At 35.3% G+C, this 22754-nt stretch carries 18 protein-coding genes and 1 other annotated feature; of the genes, 6 read left to right on the top strand and 12 right to left on the bottom strand.

Annotated elements, in window-relative coordinates; translation table 11 throughout:
- Window positions 1-126: 126 nt before the first annotated feature.
- Window positions 127-615, top strand: a complete 489-nt coding sequence (locus G4D61_RS16690; RefSeq protein WP_025731525.1) for a free L-methionine (R)-S-oxide reductase MsrC — start codon at window positions 127-129, stop codon at window positions 613-615.
- A 131-nt stretch (window positions 616-746) separates the two neighbouring features.
- On the opposite strand, the gene G4D61_RS16685 is transcribed toward G4D61_RS16690, so the two are convergent.
- The gene (locus G4D61_RS16685) at window positions 747-2585 is read right to left on the bottom strand and encodes a sensor domain-containing diguanylate cyclase (RefSeq protein ID WP_025731524.1); all 1839 of its coding nucleotides are present in this window, start codon (window positions 2583-2585) and stop codon (window positions 747-749) included.
- 481 nt (window positions 2586-3066) lie between these two features.
- Between G4D61_RS16685 and rpsD the strand changes: the two genes are divergently transcribed.
- Window positions 3067-3669 (top strand): 30S ribosomal protein S4, encoded by a 603-nt coding sequence (gene rpsD / locus G4D61_RS16680; protein ID WP_025731523.1) that lies wholly within the window; start codon window positions 3067-3069, stop codon window positions 3667-3669.
- A 254-nt stretch (window positions 3670-3923) separates the two neighbouring features.
- On the opposite strand, the gene G4D61_RS18400 is transcribed toward rpsD, so the two are convergent.
- From G4D61_RS18400 to acsA, 5 genes are all read right to left on the bottom strand, one after another.
- Entirely contained in the window at window positions 3924-4448 is a 525-nt protein-coding gene (locus tag G4D61_RS18400) for a glycerophosphodiester phosphodiesterase (RefSeq protein ID WP_163174483.1), read from the bottom strand.
- Window positions 4423-5013, bottom strand: a complete 591-nt coding sequence (locus tag G4D61_RS18585) for a glycerophosphodiester phosphodiesterase family protein (protein WP_163174481.1) — start codon at window positions 5011-5013, stop codon at window positions 4423-4425. Before G4D61_RS18585 ends, G4D61_RS18400 begins: the two co-directional genes overlap by 26 nt.
- Window positions 5014-5265: 252 nt before the next feature.
- A complete protein-coding gene (locus tag G4D61_RS16665) occupies window positions 5266-6528 on the bottom strand; it encodes a GntP family permease (RefSeq protein ID WP_163174479.1) in 1263 nt (420 codons plus the stop codon).
- Between the two features lie 218 nt (window positions 6529-6746).
- On the bottom strand, window positions 6747-8006 hold the full coding sequence (tyrS, locus tag G4D61_RS16660) for a tyrosine--tRNA ligase (RefSeq protein WP_025731203.1): 1260 nt from the start codon (window positions 8004-8006) through the stop codon (window positions 6747-6749).
- Between the two features lie 44 nt (window positions 8007-8050).
- Window positions 8051-8263: a binding site (T-box leader), on the bottom strand.
- Between the two features lie 269 nt (window positions 8264-8532).
- Window positions 8533-10251: an acetate--CoA ligase gene (acsA, locus tag G4D61_RS16655; RefSeq protein WP_025731202.1), complete on the bottom strand. Its 1719-nt coding sequence runs from the start codon at window positions 10249-10251 to the stop codon at window positions 8533-8535.
- A 190-nt stretch (window positions 10252-10441) separates the two neighbouring features.
- Here acsA and G4D61_RS16650 point away from each other — a divergent pair, with 190 nt between their 5' ends.
- From G4D61_RS16650 to G4D61_RS16640, 3 genes are read left to right on the top strand one after another with little or no spacing between them, the layout of a single operon-like run.
- Entirely contained in the window at window positions 10442-11074 is a 633-nt protein-coding gene (locus G4D61_RS16650) for a GNAT family N-acetyltransferase (RefSeq protein WP_025731201.1), read from the top strand.
- A 16-nt stretch (window positions 11075-11090) separates the two neighbouring features.
- Window positions 11091-11738, top strand: a complete 648-nt coding sequence (locus G4D61_RS16645; protein ID WP_025731200.1) for an acetoin utilization AcuB family protein — start codon at window positions 11091-11093, stop codon at window positions 11736-11738.
- Complete coding sequence (locus G4D61_RS16640; RefSeq protein ID WP_025731199.1) at window positions 11735-12889, top strand: acetoin utilization protein AcuC; 1155 nt, start codon at window positions 11735-11737, stop codon at window positions 12887-12889. Before G4D61_RS16645 ends, G4D61_RS16640 begins: the two co-directional genes overlap by 4 nt.
- A 285-nt stretch (window positions 12890-13174) precedes the next feature.
- Here the strand turns inward: G4D61_RS16640 and ccpA are convergent, their stop codons facing one another.
- From ccpA to G4D61_RS16610, 6 genes are all read right to left on the bottom strand, one after another.
- Window positions 13175-14173, bottom strand: a complete 999-nt coding sequence (ccpA, locus tag G4D61_RS16635; RefSeq protein ID WP_025731198.1) for a catabolite control protein A — start codon at window positions 14171-14173, stop codon at window positions 13175-13177.
- 377 nt (window positions 14174-14550) lie between these two features.
- Window positions 14551-15627 (bottom strand): bifunctional 3-deoxy-7-phosphoheptulonate synthase/chorismate mutase, encoded by a 1077-nt coding sequence (locus G4D61_RS16630; protein WP_025731197.1) that lies wholly within the window; start codon window positions 15625-15627, stop codon window positions 14551-14553.
- A 225-nt stretch (window positions 15628-15852) separates the two neighbouring features.
- Window positions 15853-16263 (bottom strand): YtxH domain-containing protein, encoded by a 411-nt coding sequence (locus tag G4D61_RS16625; RefSeq protein ID WP_163174477.1) that lies wholly within the window; start codon window positions 16261-16263, stop codon window positions 15853-15855.
- A gap of 25 nt (window positions 16264-16288) precedes the next feature.
- Window positions 16289-16786 carry a DUF948 domain-containing protein gene (locus G4D61_RS16620; protein WP_025731195.1) on the bottom strand — a complete coding sequence of 166 codons (498 nt, stop codon included), beginning with the start codon at window positions 16784-16786 and terminating at the stop codon, window positions 16289-16291.
- 725 nt (window positions 16787-17511) lie between these two features.
- Complete coding sequence (gene murC / locus G4D61_RS16615; protein WP_163174475.1) at window positions 17512-18822, bottom strand: UDP-N-acetylmuramate--L-alanine ligase; 1311 nt, start codon at window positions 18820-18822, stop codon at window positions 17512-17514.
- Window positions 18823-19129: 307 nt separating this feature from the next.
- Complete coding sequence (locus tag G4D61_RS16610; protein WP_235929393.1) at window positions 19130-21811, bottom strand: DNA translocase FtsK; 2682 nt, start codon at window positions 21809-21811, stop codon at window positions 19130-19132.
- 209 nt (window positions 21812-22020) lie between these two features.
- On the opposite strand from G4D61_RS16610, the gene G4D61_RS16605 reads away from it, so the two are divergent.
- On the top strand, window positions 22021-22638 hold the full coding sequence (locus G4D61_RS16605) for a YhcN/YlaJ family sporulation lipoprotein (RefSeq protein WP_025731192.1): 618 nt from the start codon (window positions 22021-22023) through the stop codon (window positions 22636-22638).
- The last annotated feature ends 116 nt before the right edge of the window (window positions 22639-22754 follow it).

Raw genomic sequence — 22754 nt, 5'->3', positions numbered from 1 at the left:
GTATGATAATAGTATTCTAAATACGAGATTCGCTGTTTTTCTCCGTATTCCTCTTAAGACTTATCGACAAATTCTACACGATCGTCTTAATGATATAAAATTTTTGTTGAAGATAGGAGAATGGTCATGTTTCATGCTGAAAAATATCAAGGAACAAAGACAGAAAAATACCAATTAGTAAAAAAACAATTGCAGGCACTTATTGAAGATGAACCAAATATGGTTGCAAATTTAAGTAATGCCGCTGCATTGCTTAATCAGTTTTTAACTAGAATTAACTGGGTAGGGTTTTATTTAGTAGATGAAGATCGAAATGAACTCGTTTTAGGGCCGTTTCAAGGACTGCCAGCTTGTGTCCGCATTCCTTATGGAAGAGGTGTTTGCGGTACAGCTTGGAAAGAAGCAAAAACCGTCCGCGTTGAAGATGTAAATGTATTTCCTGGACATATCGCATGTGATGCTGCTTCACAATCTGAAATTGTCGTGCCAATTTTCAAGGATCATCAAGTTATTGGCTTGTTAGACATCGATAGCCCTGAAACAAATCGTTTTGATGAAGAAGATGAAAAACAGTTAACAGAGTTTGTATCTTTACTTGAAAAACATTTATCCTAAAACAAAAGTCGGCATCGAAATCATTCATGCCGACTTTTTAAATACCGTTTTCGAAAAGATAGTTGTTATGACATAAAATTTTTTACTAAAATGATGGTCAACAAAGTTAATTGGAGGGGATGAAACAGCCCCTAATGATTAATAACGATGCGATTTTTCCCTAAATGTTTCGCATGATACAATCCAGCATCCGCACGGTTAAATAATTTTTCAACTTTCTCACTTACATTACTCCAATAGGAGATGCCACAAGAAATTGTAATGGGTGGCTTTGTATGATTTTCAACGGCTTTTAATATCCTCTTAGCGATTTTTTCACCAATCTTCAAAGAAACTTCTGGTAAATAAATAGCCATCTCTTCCCCGCCCCATCTTGCGCCAACATCTGTTGAACGGATGTTTTTTCTAATTAATTTAGCTACCTGAATCAACACTTCATCACCAACTTGATGCCCGTATGTATCGTTCACTTTTTTAAAATCATCAATATCTAATAGAATGAACGTTCCTTGCCTATCCGTTTTCATAGACTGCTCAATTCTACTATTCAAATAATTTTTTGAAAACAATTGTGTCAAGTGATCCGTTATAACCATTTTTTCTAATTTTTCCCTAAGCATTGCATTCACTAATGCCATTGTCGAGTGATGAATAATCGATTGAAATAGCTTAAACATTTCAAATGTAAAATGATAAGCGTCCTCATGCAAGGCGACACAAAAGCCCTCTAATGAGTTTTCCTGAACCATCGGAATTGCCATGATAGATGCAAACCGAAAACGATATTGCGGGTAACGTTTGTGCAAATCACTAATAAATAGTGGTTCATGCTTTTTTAAAAATTGTTGATAAATACGATCAATGCATGCACGTCCTTCATTCTCTTCAAAAATTGAGCTGCTGCCTGGAAGTATTTCATATTGATTGTCTTGAGCAAGGACAAATCCAATTTCACTTACATTAAATGCATCAGCGATTTGTGAGAACAAAAACTGAATAGTCTCTTTTAAGTTTGTTCTCGAATTTAGCTGTTGCGATATTGTATTAATAAGGCGGAGATCTTCAATCGAGCTCATTGATTTTTGATAAAGTTTAGCATTTTCTAAAGCATTGCCTGCCGTAGTAGCTAGTAAATGAATAAATTCTACATCGCTTTTTTCAAACATATGTTTCGCTAAAGCAGCCACTTGCAGTACCCCATAAACACCTTGCCTTCCTCGCAATGGAGCATATAATAATGTTCTAGTATTTTTAATTGTTGTTGCGATTTGAATACTTCCACTCACATACGCTTCCATTGCCAATTCATCAATTGAATCATACTCAAACGATTGAATCGGAAGTTTTGGATTATAGGAATAATCCGTTGATAGCATTAATGTATATTCAAATTCTGGAAATACTCTCTGTAATGTATGTATCACTTCAAATAAAATATTGTCGGTATTCATCGATGAATGAAATTTATCCGTAACTTGATACAACTCAATATATTTTTTTCGATCCTGATTAATTAATTTAAATTCTTTCTTCAGATATATATAATTTCGACTTTCAATAACGAGATGCTGAAAATCTGTAGTACTAAACTCTTTAAATTTATGATGCGGAATGGATAAAAATAAACAGCCATCTTCCATTTCATATTCAGAAATAAAAAAAGCAAAATTAAAAAAAGATAAAAATTGTTTGCCCGTCGGTGGCTGATGAATGTAATCATCCTTTTTAAATAATTGATTGATTGTATAAGATGATACCGTTTCATTTATATTAAAATAATAAGGATTATACATATAATCAATCCGGTAAAATTCGGAATTTTCGATATCCTTAGCGTAATAAATAGCACATTTTACATCAAATAACTCCGCAATGGCATTGATCAACTCTTTGATTTCACATTTGTTATTAGTCTTTATTAAATCAAATAAATGAGATTTATAGTCAAGGATTAAATCACTCTTTTCCATTTTCTAATCTCCCTGGAGTATTCTCATGCTCTATACTAAAAAACCAATATTCCGACCTAGTATATGAAAACACATTTATTTATTTATTCGTACTTTATGCTTAAACTACACCAATTATATTACAAAAGAACTATAAATGTACAGTCAATCATCAGATGTTTATTTAATTCGTTCCATTATATTTTTCCCATAAAGAAAAATTAAAATGTAAACTGGTAAAATTATAAGAAACTGAAATTATTCATATAAAGATTGACTTTTATACTGTAAAAACATATAATGTTCTTTGTGTAAAATAATGCAGCCTTTATGGACAGCTTTATGCTCGTATTTTGTTCCTTAAATGAGAATATCTCGAATAAGGTGTATCGCGTAACTCTCTGCTGCTAGGGCGATGGTACATGAAAACAAAATACACATATTGAATGTTCACATTCTGTTTTTATTTTACAACAAAATAAAAACAAAGGAGGAGTCTTTCATGGCTCGTTATACTGGTCCAAGTTGGAAACTATCTCGTCGTCTTGGGATTTCATTAAGCGGAACTGGTAAAGAATTAGAAAAACGTCCTTATGCACCTGGACAACATGGCCCTAATCAACGTAAAAAACTTTCTGAATATGGCCTTCAATTACAAGAAAAACAAAAATTACGTCATATGTATGGAGTTAACGAACGTCAATTCCGTAACACATACGTAAAAGCTGGTAAAATGCCAGGTAAACATGGTGAAAACTTCATGATTCTTCTTGAATCTCGTTTAGATAACCTTGTTTATCGCCTTGGCTTAGCTCGTACTCGTCGTCAAGCTCGCCAATTGGTAAACCACGGTCACATTCTTGTTGATGGAAAACGTGTAGATATCCCATCTTACCGCGTAGCTCCAGGTCAAACAATTTCTGTTCGTGAAAAATCTCGCAACTTATCAATCATCAAAGAATCTGTTGAAGTTACAAACTATGTACCTGATTATGTTTCTTTTGATGCAGACAAGCTTGAAGGTACTTTCACTCGTTTACCAGAACGTTCTGAATTACCAGCTGAAATTAACGAATCCTTTATCGTTGAGTTCTACTCTCGTTAAGGAACCTGAATTATTCAGCATAATAAAAGACCTAGAACAATTGTTCATCAATCGTTCTAGGTCTTTTTATTATGCCGTTTTCGTAAACATGTTTGCTGATTGGATTAGCGTGTCCGCGGGGGACGCCGCAAGACTGTGCCCTACCGAATCGGTGAAGCAAAATCACCGATTAGAAGCTTTTCTGCTAAAACGTAGGACTAATGATAAAACAGATTGTTATCGGCTTAACTGCCTAATACTGCTATTTTCTGACATTACTTTGAAACTTTATTCGCAGCAACCTGTTTTAACAACTCGGGATTGTTTGTGAATATGCCATTAACCCCCATATCGATCAAGCGTTTCATTTTCGTTTTATCATCAATTGTGTAGACGTTTATTTTCAAGCCCTTTTTATTTACTTGTTTAATAAAGGAAGAACTTATAAATTGATCATTGATTCCTATCCCATATCCAATTTTAGAAATTGCATCTAGCTGCATGTTAGAAAGTTCTTTAGCATTATGAATATAAAAAAGCTGAACAAGCTTAATCTTCGAATTTAGTTGATGCATCACTTGCAAAGAGTCCAAATGAAATGATTCTATGATGACATTCTTTTCATCAATATGATACTTTCGCATTAACTGAAGAATGAGTTTTTCTTGCCCAACACTTACCTTTGCAGCATTTTTCGTTTCAATATAATATTTTGTTTTGTTTCCATACTGTTTAAATATTTCATCTAATGTCGGAATTTTTATTGAGGTATTTTTATGAAAAAAAATGATAACCTGCATCTAATTTTTTTAATTTCTCTAATGTAAATGTATTAACATTCCCTTTTCCATTTGTCGTTCTATTGACTGTATCATCATGTATCGCTACTAATTGATGATCTTTTGTCATATGCAAATCAAACTCAATAAAGTCCGCCTTTTCCTTTATCGCTTCATTAAATGCATTAACCGTTTCTTCAGGTTCTTTTAATGAAGCACCGCGATGTGCAATAACTAAAAATTGATTAAAAGACGGATTATTATTCGCAACCGCCGTTTTATTAGTCGCTTCCATTTTTTTCACTTTTGATAAGTAGTGTGAGGATACATACGATGTTTTATGGTTAAATTCGATTTGCGACCAGTTCCCCTTTTGAGCATCAATCACTACTTTCGTATTTTTCTTTAGTTTCCCTATTATTTTATAATTTGTTCCTGGGCCACTTCGTACGTTTAAAATGGTTGCATTTACGATACCAGAATACTTTGTAGCCGCATAGACATGCTGATGATCTATTATAAAAGATGAGGATGTGAATAAGAGTATAGCTGCTGTGATTTTCTTTAATTGGATCTTACTAAACACTTTTTATGCTCCTTATACTAGACCATTCATTTCAAAAAGATTTGTACTTATTCATATAATAAAATGAAATAGATGTTGAGTCTATAAAAACGTGAACAAACATACAATCAAAATCCGTACCGTTATTATGTGAACGACTACAATTTTAATACAGCAAAATGAGAGGGCTTTTCAAAAACCTTTTTCTACTAGAATAATATTATTTATCTCTCTCCTACAATTACGATTTTTCACTCTAGTGTTCTTCTTTTCTCAAAATATCTTGAATACCGCAAATATAGTCGTCGAAATAGCTGCTAATGCCAGACCTATTAATGTTTCGTATGGTATTAGCATGAGCCTCTCCTTTGTATGCATACGAACACTTCCAGCAGTTGCATGAAAAAAACTGCCGTGCGGAAGATGATCAAGAACAGTTGCACCTGCTTGTATCATTGCTGCTCCTCCAAGTGCAGAAACTCCCATTCCTAAAATAGACGAATGGAATACTTGGCTTGCAATAGCTGTCCCTGCAGTTGTAGATGCAGTGGCCGCGGACATAAATATACCGGAAAGGGGTGCGAGAAGAAATCCAGACATCCTTGATTGATGTAAGCTATGAACGAAAACGTCAACTAATTGTGAATGAGTAATAATACCAGCTAGTGTACCTGTTCCAATAAGCATGATTGCAACACCGCTCATTTTTTCTAACCCTGACATTACATCATGATTGACCAATTTACCGCGCTTCATTGCAATCGCCCCAAGCAGCCCTCCAATTGGCAAAGCAATCATCGGATCAATATTAATATGAAAAATTGGTCTTAATGCTAAAAGAATAATCGTGATCATTGGTGCAATAATTGCTGAAATAAATGAAGGGAGCTGTTTATTATCTGCTTGAAGTTCGATCGCATTAACAGTTGAACCTTTATTGGCCAATTTTTTGGCAAGAAGATATGTAATGACTAATCCGAATATCGCAGGTATTACCCCCGCAATCATGAGAGATGTTAACGGTACCTTAAAAGCCTCGGATGCTGCGATCGCATTCGGATTAGGTGACATAATATTTCCTGCCTTTCCTCCACCGATCATGGCAAGTAAGATTGCCATCTTCGAATAATTTGTTTTTTTAGCAATCGCCATAGCAATTGGTGAAACAGTAATGACGGCCACATCTACAAACACCCCTACAGTCGTTAAAATCATTGTAGAAACTGCTAATGCTAATAATGATCTTGTTTCTCCCACCTTTTTTACAATTGTTCCTGCAATTACAGCAGCTGCGCCAGAATCAATTAACACACCTGCCAATACTCCTGCCGCCAAAATCCTTAAGACAGCAGGCATCATTTCTTTTGCACCTGTCACCATAAAATTCACGGTATTTGAAATATTTGCGCCGCCAATAATACCTCCTAAAACAGCTGCAACGATCATTCCATAAGCAGGTGGCACCTTCTTCAATATTAAAAGAATTGCAATAAAGAGAGCGCAAATGGCTCCTAATGCACTTACTTGAGCATGCATATAGATCACTCCTTCTATACATCAATATAGTAAGTGCACTGACAGATATGACTTATGAAAATCAAATTTCATCTCAACACCATACCAATATCATAATAAGATACATTTTTTAATGAAAAACATTGAAACAGACAAACAAAAAAGCCGTCTAATGAGTTCATCTCATACATGTGCAATAAGATGAACCCTTAAGACAGCCCTTTTCTATCAATTCTTGATTAAAACTTAATTAAGAAATATTTCTTCTTTCCTCTTCGAATAACAGCAAATTCTCCTTCAATTTGATCAGCTGTTTGCAGTTCATAATTCGTATCTGTAATGCGATCACCATTAAGGGAAATTGCACCATTTTGAATATCTTCTCTTGCTTGACGTTTAGAAGACGAAATCTTTGCAGCTACAAGGAGTTCAACTAGATTTCTCTGCTCTTCTGCCACTATTTCAAATGATGGAACATCTTTAAAACCTTGTTTAATTTCTGTTGCTGATAAGCTTTTTATATCTCCACTAAAAAGTGCATCCGTAATCTTTAACGCCTGCTGCAACGCCTCTTCACCGTGGATTAATTTCGTCATTTCACTTGCTAATGCTTTCTGTGCTTGCCGCAAATGCGGTTCTTGTTCAACAGATTGCTCAAGTTCCTCAATTTCCTCTTTAGATAAGAAAGTGAAGTATTTTAAATATTTCACGACATCTAGATCAGCTGTATTTACCCAAAATTGATAAAATTCATATGGAGATGTTTTTTCTGGATCTAACCACACTGCACCGCTTTCAGTCTTACCAAATTTTGTTCCATCTGCTTTCGTCACTAATGGAATTGTTAAGCCAAATGCTTTCGCGCCTTCTGTTTCAATTTTACGAATCAATTCAAGTCCAGATGTAATATTTCCCCATTGGTCGCTTCCGCCAATTTGAACTTTACAATTATATTGTTGATACAACTTTAAGAAGTCAATAGCTTGTAAAATCGTGTACGTAAATTCAGTATACGAGATTCCCGTTTCAAGCCGAGAAGCAATCGTATCTTTCGCAAGCATGTAATTAACTCCAATATATTTTCCATAATCACGCAAGAAAGTAACGAGATTCATGGAACCATGCCAATCATAATTGTTTGCCATGATTGCACCATTTTCACCTTCGAATTGGAAAATTTGCTGCAGCTGCTTTTTCAAATGTTCCACATTATGTTGCACAGATTCAATTGTTAATAATTTACGTTCTTCTTTCTTGCCACTTGGATCTCCAATTAACCCTGTAGCCCCCCCTACTAATACAATAGGACGGTGACCGTGCTGCTGAAAACGGCGTAACGTTAAAAATGGCAATAAATGTCCAATATGCATGCTGTCTGCGGTTGGATCAATTCCACAGTATAAAGAAATACTTTCATTATTCAATAACTCAGCGATTCCTTCTTCGTCCGTTTGCTGATAAACAATCCCACGCCATTTTAAGTCTTCCAATAAATCCATATAAAAACACTCCTTATAAAAAAATAAACGCCCCTTCGTATAAACGAAGGGACGATTGTTTCATCGCGGTACCACCCAACTTGAGAATTTCTTCTCCACTCATTTATATAACGGTTTAATCCGTTTACTGCTACTATTAGTTCACAGCAAAAGCTCCAGGGTGTAATTCGTCATTCCTATTTGTGCCGATTTGCACCAACCACCGGCTCTCTTCATAAACAGGGATAGGAGACTACTAGTCCTTTCAATGCTTAATTCATATGTATATTATTAAAACAAAAACTATTTTCTTTTTACCATAGTGAACATCAATTGTCAAATCACCTTTAAGGTAAGTTTGTAAAAAAGAGGCCGGGACAAAACTATATTAATAAAGAACCCCCGAATATTGCGCTCCAACCCCGCTCCGGAAATTTCCTCTGCTTTCCGCAGGAGTCTACGTCTATTCTCGGAGCTGTTTTGTGCAATATTCGTCTTTTCTTTAGGTAACCACTTTTGCGTTTTGTCCAGCCTCACTTCTTTGTTCTTAATCTTCCATCGTAGATAAATCACCAGTTGGTAAATTTAATTCCCACGCTTTTAAGACGCGGCGCATGATTTTACCGCTTCTTGTTTTCGGCAGTTTTTCACAAAATTCAATTTCTCTTGGCGCCGCATGTGCAGCTAATCCTGTTTTTACAAATTGACGAATTTCTTCTTTTAATTCATCGGATTCTTCGTAGCCTTCTACAAGCACGACAAATGCTTTTACGATTTCTCCGCGAACAGGATCGGGTTTGCCTATTACTCCAGCTTCTGCAACAGCTGGAAACTCAAGAAGTTTGCTTTCAACCTCAAACGGACCAACACGTTCACCCGCTGTCATAATGACATCATCTACACGGCCTTGGAACCAAAAATATCCTTCATCATCCATGTAGGCAGAGTCTCCTGAGACATACCAGCCATTTGGAAAAAAGTAAGAATCGTATTTTTCTTGATTGTTCCATATCGTATACATCATAGATGGCCAGCCTTTTTTAATAGCTAAATTCCCCATATGATTAGGCGGTAGCTTATTTCCTTGGTTATCAACAATTGCTGCTTCAATACCAGGAAATGGTTTCCCCATCGAACCAGGCTTCATATCCAAACACGGATAATTACAAATCACTTGTGCCCCTGTTTCAGTCATCCACCAAGTATCATGAATTCGAAGCTTAAATACTTCATTTCCCCACCGAATTACTTCAGGGTTTAACGGCTCCCCTACACTTAAAATATGACGCAATGTAGAAAGATCATATTTCTGTATAATTCCATTGCCCGCACCCATTAGCATTCTGAATGATGTTGGAGCACTATACCAAACCGTTACGCCGAATGTTTCAATTGTCTTATACCAAGCATCAGGGCTAAATCTCCCTCCAACAACGACATTTGTCGTTCCAGTTAGCCATGGTCCAAAAATTCCATAAGATGTACCTGTTACCCATCCCGGATCAGCTGTACACCAATAAATATCCTCTTCTTGTAAATCTAACACCCATTTAGCAGTTTGGTAATGTTGAAGCATCGCATTATGGACATGTAAAACTCCTTTTGGTTTACCTGTTGAACCAGATGTGTAATGGAGAATTAAGCCATCATTTCGATCCACCCATTCAACCGCCAATTCTTTCGATGCTTCTTGAAAATATTTAAGAAAATCAACATATTTTCCTTCTTCTTGGACATTTTCCCCTACGACAAAAATGGTTTCAAGTTTAGGAAGCTGATCAACAGGTACACGATCAACAAGATCTGGCGTTGTTACTAAAACTTTTGCCTCGCTATCTTCCAAACGGTCTCTAACTGCTCCTTCCATGAAGGCTTCAAATAGAGGACCTACTATTGCACCTAATTTAATTGCGCCTAATACAGCGAAATATAATTCTGGAGAGCGCGGCATAAAAATAAATACACGATCACCCTTTTGGACGTTCCCCTTTTCTTTCAATACATTCCCTGCCTTGTTCGTTAATACTTTTAAATCATTAAACGTGTAAGTTTCCTTCCGAGTATCGCTTAAATAATTTAGCGCTACTTTATTTTTCCGAAAACTTTCAGCATGACGATCAATCGCTTCATAAGCTAAGTTGACACGTCCTGTTTCGTGCCATGAAAATTGTTTCTCCACTTCATTCCAATTAAAGTTTTGATATGCTTCTTCGTAATTCTTCAAATTATAGTCACCTTTAATAGATGGTAACGTTTCCAATTTCATATGCATATCCCCCTTTGTTTGTGTGAGTAATCTTATTATAAAATAAAAATCTAATATTCACAAATTTTTTAAATAATACATTCTATCAGATTATTGTTTATCATCATAAAACATGAGATGATAGGAGCATATCGCAATAATATAATTTTACTAGAATCATAACTATATTTGCCATCAAGGTGGTGAAATGATGAAACACGAAAAAAACTATCACTGTATGACATTGGAAACACCATATGGTTCATTAATCATTGAGGGGCCAATTACAGGAGCGTCCCTTGCAAAAATGGACTTTCATGAAGACTTGAAAGCATTTCGTCCAGCTAAAAAACAGCATGTAGCACTTATTGAAATTGCTGATTTACCTGAAGGAAGAATGATTATTGCAAGAGAAAACAATATAGTTGTCGGCTATGTAACTTTTTTATACCCGGACCCTTTAGAAAGATGGTCAGAAGGAAACATGGACAATCTGCTAGAACTTGGTGCAATTGAGGTCATTCCAAAATATCGCGGTAATGCTGTAGGAAAGCATTTATTGCAAGTCTCCATGATGGATGACGCGATGGAAGATTATATTATTATTACAACCGAATATTATTGGCATTGGGACTTAAAAGGGACAGGACTAAATGTTTGGGATTATCGCAAAATGATGGAAAAAATGATGGATGCAGGTGGTTTGAAATGGTTCGCTACTGATGATCCAGAGATTTGTTCACATCCAGCTAATTGTTTAATGGTACGAATTGGAAAACGGATTAAGCAAGATTCTATTGAGCAATTTGATCGCTTAAGATTTCAAAACCGGTACATGTATTGAAAAGGAGTTGAGGTTAATGATTGTTGAGGAAATTATGCAAACAAATTTGAAAACGTTAACAGAAAACGATTCGGTATCCTCTGCTTTACTTTTAATGAGGCATGAAAAAATCCGACATATTCCACTTATAAATGAGCAAAATACATTAATTGGTCTAATTACTGAACGGGATATGAAGGAAGTGGCACCAAACTCTCTCTTTCCAGAAAAAAATCATGAAAAGCTCTCTCTTCCTTTAAAAAAAATCATGAAAACAAATGTCATAACAGCTCATCCTCTCGATTTTATTGAAGACATTGCTGCCGTTATGTATGAGAAGCGAATAGGCTGCCTCCCGATCATTGAGCAACAAAAACTTGTCGGCCTAGTTACAAGTACAGATATCCTTCGCACTTTTGTAGAGATTACTGGTGCAAATCAACCAAGTTCGCAAATTGAAATAAAGGTGAAAAACAGTACAGATGTACTTCATCACATCATTGGCATTCTTCGCCAACATCACATTCGTATTCAGAGTATGTTTATTTATCCCGATAAAACAAACGCTCAAAATAAAATCATTGTTTTTCGAATTAGCACGATGAATCCAGTTACAATTATTGCGCATTTGAAAAAGGAAGGCTATGATGTCCTATGGCCGAATATGCCGAGGACGTTAAGATGATAAAAGATGCTGTCTTTGTTTTTTCAAATGCTCTACTTTCCTATAGGTTCCGTAATGACCATCCATTTAATCAAATGCGCATTCAATTGACATTGGATTTATTACAATCTTTAAATGCTATTCATGAGAAGGATATCCTTAAACCACGCATCGCAACAGATGATGAATTATATCTTATCCATGACCCAGATTATGTCAAGGCGATCAAATTAGCAAGTGAAGGCAATTTGAAAGCTTCAATTGCTGAATCATATGGGATTGGTACAGAGGATACACCTATCTTTCCACATATGCATGATGCAAGTGCTCTTATCGTAGGGGGAACACTTACAGCAGTGGATGCTGTCATGACCGGAGAAGCAAAGCATGCCCTTCATTTAGGTGGCGGATTACATCACGGGTTTCGCGGTAAAGCATCAGGCTTTTGCATTTATAATGATAGTTCAATTGCAATCCAATATATACAGAAAAAATACAATGCTCGTGTGCTCTACATTGATACTGATGCCCATCATGGTGATGGTGTCCAATGGGCCTTTTACGACAACGAGCAAGTCTGTACGTTTTCTATTCACGAAACAGGCAGATACTTATTTCCTGGAACTGGAAATATTAATGAATGGGGAGTTGGAAAAGGCTACGGATATTCATTCAATATTCCACTAGATGCATTTACTGAAGATGATTCTTGGTTGGAATGCTATATAGAGGCAGTTAAACATATCGCAGCCTATTTTAAACCAGACGTTATTGTTACACAGAATGGTGCTGACGCACACTATTATGATCCACTGACGCATTTATCTGCCACTATGAAGATTTATCAAGAAATACCAAAACTTGCTCATGAGATTGCACATCAATATTGTAATGGAAAATGGATTGCCGTAGGTGGAGGCGGTTATGATATATGGAGAGTTGTTCCAAGAGCATGGTCATTTATTTGGCTAGAAATGACGAACCGTTCTTCTAATCTAACTACTATTCCATCTGAATGGATTGAAAAGTGGCAAAAAAACGCGCCTTTCTCACTTCCTAAAGATTGGAAAGATCCATCGAATTTATATCCGAAAATTCCAAGAAAACAGGAGATTTCCGAAAAAAATCGAAATACGTTGAACAGATTATTACATTTTATTGAACAAAGATAAAAGGTTAGACGTCACAACTCAAATATAAGAAAATCCCCTTCCCTTATATTTGAGTTATATGTCTAACCTGCTTGATGTTAAAATGACTGTTTTCATAAAGCTTGTCGCTTCATCAGAAAGGTTGGTTATTTTCGCTCCAGGATGCTGAGCATCCTCGGCGCTGTACGCCTGCGGGGGGTATGCTAATCCCGCAGGCATCTCGCTTTTAGTCCAATCAATTTTTTGATGAATAGTTTAAGAAAATCTATTCAAGAACAACAATCTTTTAAAAATGTCTACTGAAATTCACTTCGTAGAACGGCGATATTCAATTCGATGTGGCAGAATTACTTTCGTTTCTGCTACTGTTTCTTTATTCATAAATTTTGTTAAAAGTCTCATAGAAACGGCTCCAATATCATATAAAGGTTGTACAACCGAAGTCAATTGTGGACGAACCATTTCAGTTAAACGTGTATTATCTGAAGACACCACTTCAACATCTTCCGGAATATTTACGCCTGCATCCTGAGCTCCGTGAATAACACCTAGTGCCATTTCATCACTACCAACGAAAACAGCTGTCGGAACTTTAGCCAAGCCTTGGAGACGTTGCCATGCTTCGATTCCTGAATCATATGTATAATCACCTTCAACTACATAATCTTCATTAAATGGAATTCCAGCCTTTTCAAGTGCTTCTTTATATCCTTCCAATCTTAATTCTTTATTAATTGAATCATGCAACGGCCCAATTACTAAAGCAATTTCTTTATGTCCTTTATCTATAAATTCGGAAACAACATCAATCGTTGCTTGTTTATAGTCAATATTAACAGAAGGGATTTTATTAAATGGCTCTACAGAACCTGCTAATACAAATGGAACAGATGAACGTTCAAACTCTTGAATATGTTCTTCTGTAATGCTGCCACTCATAAATACAATTCCATCAACTTGTTTACCGAGCATCGTATTAATTAAATGAAGCTCTTTATCTTTATTTTGATCAGAGTTGCTTAAAATGATATTGTATTTATACATTGTGGCAATATCTTCAATACCACGGGCTAATTCTGCATACAGCATATTAGATACATCTGGAATGATAACGCCAACTGTAGTCGTTTTCTTACTTGCAAGCCCACGTGCGACAGCATTTGGACGGTATCCAAGACGTTCGATTACTTCTAATACTTTTTTTCTTGTTGTTGGTTTTACATTTGGGTTTCCATTTACTACCCTTGAGACCGTTGCCATTGAAACATTTGCTTCCCGAGCAACATCATAAATTGTGATATTCATTTTTTTATTCACACTCCATTTTTTATACAATCCAATAATATTAGTTTTTACACTAACATCAATATTAAACAAAGAAACGATAAATCGTTCTAAAGTCGACAATATCCTCAGAATCCTAATTATACCATAATCACACAATAGACAAAATCTTACTGTACTGTCTGACACAAATTTATCACATTTTTCTACTTGCAAATTGAACAGGTTACAGATTTTTCCTCTATTTCATATTAAAAGCTTTTAATCAACCGCCGCATTTAATAGAAAGAATGCATATAAAACATGATATAGCAATTTTTATAATACCATAACTCTTCTTTAAAATTGAAGGTTATCAGTAAAAAGACCTTCTACATTTTTTGTAGAAGGCCCTTTCACTAGATTCGTGCAGGCAATGCTGATTGAATTTCCTTATAAAATGCATCAAATTGTTTAAGATCCATTTGTTGAGCTGAATCAGATAGAGCTACCGCTGGATCTGGATGTACTTCAGCCATCACTCCGTCTGCTCCGATTGCGAGCGCCGCTTTAGCGGCAGGCAGCAATAAATCTCTTCGGCCTGTTGAATGAGTGACATCAACAAATACTGGCAAATGTGTTTCTTGCTTCAAGATTGGAACTGCTGTTATATCTAAAGTATTGCGTGTTGCTCTTTCATAAGTACGAATGCCTCGTTCACATAAAATAATTTGACCATTTCCTCTTGACATAATATATTCAGCCGCATTAATGAATTCTTCAATTGTAGCTGCCAGTCCACGTTTTAAAAGAATTGGTTTTTGGATAGAACCAGCCATTTTTAAAAGCTCAAAGTTTTGCATATTTCGTGCACCAATTTGAATCACATCAATATACTCAACCGCTTTTTCCAAATCTGCAGGAGTAACAATTTCACTAATAACAGCTAAATCAAATTCATCTGCAATTTGTTTTAAAATTTTTAAACCTTCTAATCCTAAACCTTGGAAGTCGTATGGAGATGTTCTTGGTTTATAAGCACCGCCGCGAAGTAATTTTAATCCTTTCGCTTTAACCGATTTTGCCACTTCAGCTACTTGTTCATACGATTCAACTGAACATGGTCCGAATACAAATTTTGGTGTACCGTCCCCAATCTTTACACCTTTCACATCAACAATTGTATCCTCTGGTTTCTTTTTACGAGATACAAGCAATGCTTTTCTATGGTCATCCTCTTGTAATTCTAAAGCTGCTTTAAAAATTTCTTTGAAAAGATGCTCAATTGTTGAAGTTTCAAATGGTCCATCATGATGTTCTTTAATGAGATTAAGCATTTCTCTTTCACGAACAGGATCATAACGATTAACGCCTTGCGTTTCTTTAATCTTTCCGATTTTCTGTACAAGTTGACCACGTTTATTGATCAGCTCTAATATTTTTAAATTCAATGCTTCAACTTCATTTCTTAATTGATCAAGCTCCTGATTTGCCAATTTTCCTTCATCCTCTCTCTATCATAATAAGGGAAACATTCCACTTTTTAACGTGTTTACAGTATTTTCCCACTGTTATGAACTTACTTTTTTTATTAGGGTTAATTATAATCCATTCGTTAGAAAAAGTCACGAAAAAATTCTTTAATAATTAGACGCTTTTAAGCACTAAAGTGTTTTTGTTTTAAAAAAGCGGTGCAATTAATCGCTACCGCTTTTTTAACATCATTCAACGACTGTGTCCGCCTCTTCAGAAGATACTCCTTCTTCCATTCCAACCTCATTTGAAGATTTCTTTGAAAATTGCTGTGCCTTTAATTTAACATTTTCTTTTATTTGTGCACCTTTTACTCTTAATTGTTCACCTTTTTCGACTGCCAAATTACGTACTTGCTTTGATTTTTCATTAGCAGTAGAGACAATAATATTTCCCTTTTCTGATGCCAATTCTCTCCAGCCATCAGCCTTCCCACGAATCGTACTAACTTGTTCGCCTATATCTTCACGCAGTTCTTTTCCTGATTTAGGAGCAAGCAAAAGTGCGACTGCTGCACCTACAAAGCTACCGATAAGAGCACCTGTTACAAAATCTTTTGAGCCTCTTTTTTCTTCAACTTCTTGACTGCTGTTTGCCAATTCAATCTCCTCCTCAAAAAATTTTTTAATGTTGTCTTAGTCTTGTTCTTTGCTGTTGCACGGGTTCTTCTTGTATAGACCTTTGTGATGTTTCAGGTATAGTAGTATGTTTAGGTTTTCTTTCCGCCCATTTATCTCTTATATTTTTAATGGCGGCACCCCATTGAAGGGCTTGTGCAATTTTTTCCTGTTTTTTTCCAACTGTTGATGAAACAGTAGTTGTTACTCTTCTTAACGTTTGACTTAATTGTGTTGCAGAAACCCCAATATCTTCAACAGCATCTACAACCGTGTTTAATTTTTCCGATTTATGTTGAATATCTGCAACTAAATCATTTGTTGATTGTAAGATTTTTGTTGTTTCATTTGTAATTCCTTGCATTTGGCTTTCGAGATCTTTAACAGTACCTGCAACATGGTCTAATGTCACACTGACTGATTTTAGTGTCCTACTTAAACTAATTACTAGAAAAAGAAAAGCAATAGCAATTAGTGCAACACTTAAATAAAGAATAATAATCATAAATCTTACCACCTCCATGTACATAAACATACCCATACTTACATTAGATAAAACTTGGCACTTTTACATTTCTAGCTTCTTTTACTTATTTCCTGTTTATTTTCTCATATTCTTTTCATTTTGCCAATCTTGTTAAATCGAAAGGCTATTTTCACAAACTTTGTTGTTTTTTCATTATAGAAAATAGATGTTTTCTCTTTACTGTCTCATAATGAAGTGGATTGCAACGGGAATTTCAAAAATAAGCATCCTAGGATAGCAATCAAAGTATAGTTGTTTATAACATATTGCACTTACTGATAAGAAAATGTATAGGCGGACTATATTCCGTGCTATACGGAACGCTATGAATAGCACGATTACCTATAAAAAGGGAAATCTAAAAATATGGAATGCATTTAGCCTCTTTTACAGACGAGGAGATCTGTTACAATTGGGTAAATTCCTATCTTCTTCATCCTATGCAAAAGATTTTGTTTGATGAGAAATTTTCCGGAAGTTTCGTTTTTACTTGTGGGCAATAAGTTATGGAAATCCATTCTACTCGGATATAGCATTAGCTCAACGGTCAAAATATAGCGGGGATTTTTAAAATTTGCCATTCTAAATACTTAAAGGAATAATTAATAAACATCTTAAATAAAATGAAAAGGGTTGACACCGCACTTTGTCCAATATATAAGATAAAAGCCTTATATAGATTCATAAGTGGTGTCAAACCCTTTTTAGTTTACGTGGTTACGTAAAAGATCTTCGTATGATTGTTGATATTTTTGAATATCTCCGGCACCCATAAATAAAATAACGCTATTTTCAATAGGTAATAATGGAGACATATCATTTTCCTTAATAATTTGTGAACCTTCTATTTTCGCTTGTAAATCTTCAATTGTTAATTTACCGTGATTTTCACGAGCTGAGCCAAAGATATCACATAAAAATACTCGATCAGCTAAGCTTAAGCTTTCAGCAAATTCGTTCAAGAATGCCTGAGTTCTTGAAAAAGTGTGCGGTTGAAAAACAGCAACTATTTCGCGATTTGGATATTTTTTTCTTGCTGAATCAATTGTTGCTTTAATTTCGGTCGGATGATGGGCATAGTCATCAACTACAATTTGTGTACCGATTTTCTTTTCTGTAAATCGACGTTTTACACCATGGAATGTTTTTAAATGTTCTTGTACTGCTTCTTTATCGATTCCTTCATACTGACAAAGAGCAATAACACCTAATGCATTTAGGACATTATGTTCGCCGAATGTAGGGATTCCAAAAGTAGCATAGAAAGTATTCCGAACAAATACATCAAATTTCGTACCGGTTTCGTCGATCACAATATTTCGGGCTTGAAAGTCATTTCCTTCTTCAAAACCATAGAAAAGAACCGGAACTTTTGCTTGAATTTTTTGTAACTGTTCGTCATCCCCATATGCAATAATCCCTTTTTTCACTTGTAATGCAATTTCTTGAAAGGCAGAAAAAACATCATTAATATTCGCATAATAATCAGGATGATCAAAATCGATATTCGTCATAATTGCATAATCTGGAAAATATGAGAGAAAATGGCGTCGATATTCACAAGCCTCAAATACAAAGTATTCCGCATCCTTAACCCCTACGCCAGTACCATCACCAATTAAATAAGAAGTTGGTTTAATGGCATGCATCACATGTGCAAGCAAGCCAGTTGTTGATGTTTTTCCATGTGCACCTGTCACTGCAATGCTTGTAAATTTATTTGCGAAGTCCCCTAAAAATTTATGATATCTAATTACTGGTACCCCTAATTTAAACGCTTTTTGAATTTCTTCGTGTGTATCAGGAAATGCGTTTCCAGCAATTACAGTTAATCCTGGCTTTATGTTTTCACGGTTAAAGGGTAAGATTTTAATTCCCGCATCATCCAAAGGTTTTTGCGTAAAAAAGTATTTTTCAACATCCGATCCTTGTACTTCATAGCCAATATCATGTAGTATTTGTGCTAATGCACTCATGCCTGATCCCTTGATTCCTACGAAATGGTATACAGTCATAATAGAACCTCCAACAATGTCTATATGTAAGCATTATATGATAAATCACTATCATTTGCTAAAAACGTATTTTTCTAGAGACTCATTCCGTCGTGTTCAACGAAACAAGTTTATACGAACAAAAATTCATGCTTAGTCATTATATCACTTCTTAAATACATTGAACATGAATTTTCGCATTTTTTGCGTTTAAAAATCCGTTAGTGAAGAGACATTCTCATATTTTTATCGTTGCCATTCTCCTCAAACAATATAAGATTTTTAATGTTTTAGCGAGTATGGTTACCTGTTTCAAATACCGCCAAACTTATTCTTCTTTATATGGATATTCTTGTAATTGTTCAAACTCTGTTCTTGACATAAGAATATCTCGCGGTTTACTTCCTTTTGCTTCTGAAATAATCCCTTGCTGTTCCATTAAATCGATCAATCTAGCTGCACGATTATAGCCGATGCGGAAGTTTCTTTGTAAAAGAGAGGTAGAAGCACCGCCTTGATCGATTACAAATTGACACGCTTCAAAAAACAACTCATCTTCATCATCATTCATTTGAACATGCTTCATTAATTCCTCTGGCTGAAATAAATATTCAGGTTTTGCAATTGTTCTTGTATGACTTACAATATCATCAATTTCTTCATCAGAAACAAATGTTCCTTGAAGTCTGACAGGTTTTGATGATCCATTTTCTAAAAAGAGCATATCCCCTTTTCCTAATAATTTTTCCGCCCCGCCTATATCGATAATCGTTCTTGAATCAACTTGGGATGATACAGAAAAGGCAATTCTCGTAGGAATATTGGCCTTTATGAGACCTGTAATGACATCAACGGAAGGCCTTTGTGTCGCAACAATTAAGTGAATACCACAAGCTCGTGCCTTTTGAGCAATTCTACATATTGCATCTTCTACATCCGCAGGAGATGTCATCATTAAATCGGCTAGCTCATCAATGACAATTACAATGTACGGAAGTTTATCTGAAAACTCACGGTTTTTTTCTGCCAGTTGATTGAAGCGATGGATATCTCTGACACTCTTATGAGCAAATAACTCATATCTTCTTTCCATTTCCTCTACTGCCCATTTTAGTGCGGCAGTTGCCAATTTCACATCTGTAATTACAGGGCTTACGAGATGAGGAATATGATTATATGGAGCAAGCTCGACCATTTTCGGATCAATCATTAATAATTTTAAATCATGTGGTGTTGCTTTATATAAAAGACTTACTAAAATCGAGTTAATACACACACTTTTACCCGATCCTGTTGCACCAGCAATTAAACCATGCGGCATTTTCTGCAAATCAGTTACGATTGGATTTCCAGAAATATCTAAACCTAACGCTACTGTCAATGGGGAAGTACTATGTTTGAACACAGGTTCTTTAATAATTTCACTTATATAAACAGGACGGCTATGCAAATTAGGAATCTCAATTCCAACTGTGTGCTTACCAGGAATTGGCGCTTCGATTCGAATATCTCTTGCCGCTAGACTTAGTTTTAAGTCATCATTTAAATTCGTAATTTTATTTACTTTGACACCTGGCTCAGGTTGAACCTCATAGCGCGTAACAGAGGGACCTTGACTAACATTCACCACTTTTGCCTTTACATTAAAATTTTGCAAAGCTTGATCCAAAATATGACTTTGTTCTTTTACCCAGTCTTCATCCATACTTTGCTGAATAGGTGGCTTTAATAATGAAAGAGATGGAAATGGATAGCTGTTACGAAGTTCTACTTCTGCATTTTCATTGTTGATCTCGGTTTTTTTTTCAACTTCCTGAACTTCCTTACGCTGCTGTGTCTCTATATATTTCTTTCGGTCTTGTTTAAGCATTAAAACATTAAACGGTAAATGATTACGTCGACGCTCTTTTTCCATAGGTTTTTCTTCATTAAGAGTAGCATCTTGGCGAGCCTGCTCTTGTACAGGAAGCTCGGTCTCTGTCTGCTCTTTCATAAATACTTCTTCTTCATTACTGGAAGCATTACTGTCAACAGGAGGGTGATCTTCTATTAAAGGGCGTAAAATAGATTCTTCTTTCTCATCATTTTGCTCTTTGTTCTGTATCAAATCATCATGATCATGGTGAATTTCCTCAATTTCTTCGCTCAATTGTAAATCATTGTTTTCCACGGCTAATTCAGCTGTTTCTTTAATAGCATGTTCATGCTTTTCTTTGTCTGCCTCTGCTTTATTTACGAAATCATCCTCAATTACCTTTTCATTTTCAGATGTATCGTTTAATTCATTTTCATAAATCGCATTTTCCGTTAATTCATTTTCTATCACTGTTTCTGCGCCTATTGGCTTTTCTTTGCATGCTTCTACTACTGCTTTATTTACCAAATCTCCCTCAATTACCTTTTTATTTTCAGATGTATCATTTAATTCATTTTCATAAATCGCATTTTCTGTTAATTCATTTTCTATTGCTGTTGCAGCCGCTTCTTCTGCCGCGCTTTGAAGTTCTCCTTTACGAACCTTCATTACATGATTTATGGAATTTGTCTCCGGTGCTTTTTCATTATTAAAAGAATCTTTTACTTCAATTTCATGAATAGTATAATCTGTCCGTTCATATTCTAATTGTTGCTCTACTTGTTTTCTTTTTGCTTCAGGACGATTAAAACCATATATTGGTGAAGGGATGTTGGTCGGTCGAAATGGCTGGTTCCCTTTTCTTTCAATATTCGTCCTTGGTTGTGATGAAGAGGCATTAAACATTTTCTTTGTTATTTGCTTTTTCGCTTCTTCATATTGTTTTTTACTTGTTTCTTTTTTATGAAGTGTATGTCCCTGTGTTTCGTCTGGAATCATTGGAAAACGAAAATTCGATTTCGGATACTGATAAGTTACACGAGTATCAATTTCCCTATGCATGGGAAGCTTTTTCTTCTGTTTCGGTTTAATTTCTTCTATTACGTCATCCTCATCATCTTTAAAAAAATTTGTTACTTTTTTAAACCAATTCAACATTATCACTCTTTCTAAACACAGATTCATTTCCTTTGTCCATGTAAGCAATGCTATTTCAAAAAAATTACTTTTCAACCTCCATTATACAGAGGAAAGACTTGATTTTCGAGGAATTTTTTAGCACACCTGTTCTTTTGAAATCCAAGCATAAAAAATGCTCCAAATGGAACATTATTATATGACTACTATGAAAGGAGGTCATTGCATTGAACTTGACAAAAATATTATTAAGTATAGGTCTCACCTCAACATTATTAGTGGGGTGTGGGACAAACAATGGAAAAAGTGGGGTAAATGACAATAACAATACTCGCCCCGTTCGATATACACCAAATGACAATAATGACATTCGCTATAACAATGTTCGCTACAATAATCCGAATTATAATAATGGGGTGAATAATACTAACGATAACACTCCATTAGATACTAGAAATGGAAATGGTGTAAACGGGGTAAATAACAATAATAATAACAACAATAATCGAATGGCCGTTGCAGATAAAGTTGCCGACCGTGTTGCTGATCTAAAAGAAGTAGATCGAGCAAATGTCATAGTGACAGATCATACTGCATATGTTGCTGTTTTATTAAGTAATAAAGCCAATAACGACAAATTAACGATGAAGCTAAAAAATAAAATATCTAAAGTAGTTAAAAAAGCTGATAAATCCGTTAATAATGTTTACATTTCCGAAAATCCTGATTTCTTCGATCAAATGAATGATTATGCAAAAGATATTCGTTCTGGTCGCCCAGTTTCAGGTTTATTTAACCAATTTAATGATATGATTCAACGAGTATTCCCAAATGGAGCTCGCTAATCAAAAAACCGCATCATTGAATGAAGTGACCCCTAAAAGTTAGACACAGTTATTTCATTAGGCAGCGTGTGTAAAATGAGTTCGGTATTGTACCGGACTCATTTTTAATTTTGCCT

This window comes from Heyndrickxia ginsengihumi (genome assembly GCF_011008565.1).
Taxonomy (GTDB): Bacteria; Bacillota; Bacilli; order Bacillales; family Bacillaceae_C; genus Weizmannia; species Weizmannia ginsengihumi.
This window is presented reverse-complemented; position numbering and strand designations above follow the sequence as displayed.

Bases quoted from the DNA above. Each gene is read 5' to 3' on its own strand.
- G4D61_RS16650 (WP_025731201.1), top strand. From the start codon at position 10,442: ATGAAACACGAAAAAAACTATCACTGTATGACATTGGAAACACCATAT.
- rpsD (WP_025731523.1), top strand. From the start codon at position 3,067: ATGGCTCGTTATACTGGTCCAAGTTGGAAACTATCTCGTCGTCTTGGG.
- G4D61_RS16685 (WP_025731524.1), bottom strand. From the start codon at position 2,585: ATGGAAAAGAGTGATTTAATCCTTGACTATAAATCTCATTTATTTGAT.
- G4D61_RS16645 (WP_025731200.1), top strand. From the start codon at position 11,091: ATGATTGTTGAGGAAATTATGCAAACAAATTTGAAAACGTTAACAGAA.
- ccpA (WP_025731198.1), bottom strand. From the start codon at position 14,173: ATGAATATCACAATTTATGATGTTGCTCGGGAAGCAAATGTTTCAATG.
- tyrS (WP_025731203.1), bottom strand. From the start codon at position 8,006: ATGGATTTATTGGAAGACTTAAAATGGCGTGGGATTGTTTATCAGCAA.
- G4D61_RS16690 (WP_025731525.1), top strand. From the start codon at position 127: ATGTTTCATGCTGAAAAATATCAAGGAACAAAGACAGAAAAATACCAA.
- G4D61_RS16620 (WP_025731195.1), bottom strand. From the start codon at position 16,786: ATGATTATTATTCTTTATTTAAGTGTTGCACTAATTGCTATTGCTTTT.
- G4D61_RS18400 (WP_163174483.1), bottom strand. From the start codon at position 4,448: ATGCAGGTTATCATTTTTTTTCATAAAAATACCTCAATAAAAATTCCG.
- G4D61_RS16665 (WP_163174479.1), bottom strand. From the start codon at position 6,528: ATGCATGCTCAAGTAAGTGCATTAGGAGCCATTTGCGCTCTCTTTATT.
- acsA (WP_025731202.1), bottom strand. From the start codon at position 10,251: ATGAAATTGGAAACGTTACCATCTATTAAAGGTGACTATAATTTGAAG.
- murC (WP_163174475.1), bottom strand. From the start codon at position 18,822: ATGACTGTATACCATTTCGTAGGAATCAAGGGATCAGGCATGAGTGCA.
- G4D61_RS16640 (WP_025731199.1), top strand. From the start codon at position 11,735: ATGATAAAAGATGCTGTCTTTGTTTTTTCAAATGCTCTACTTTCCTAT.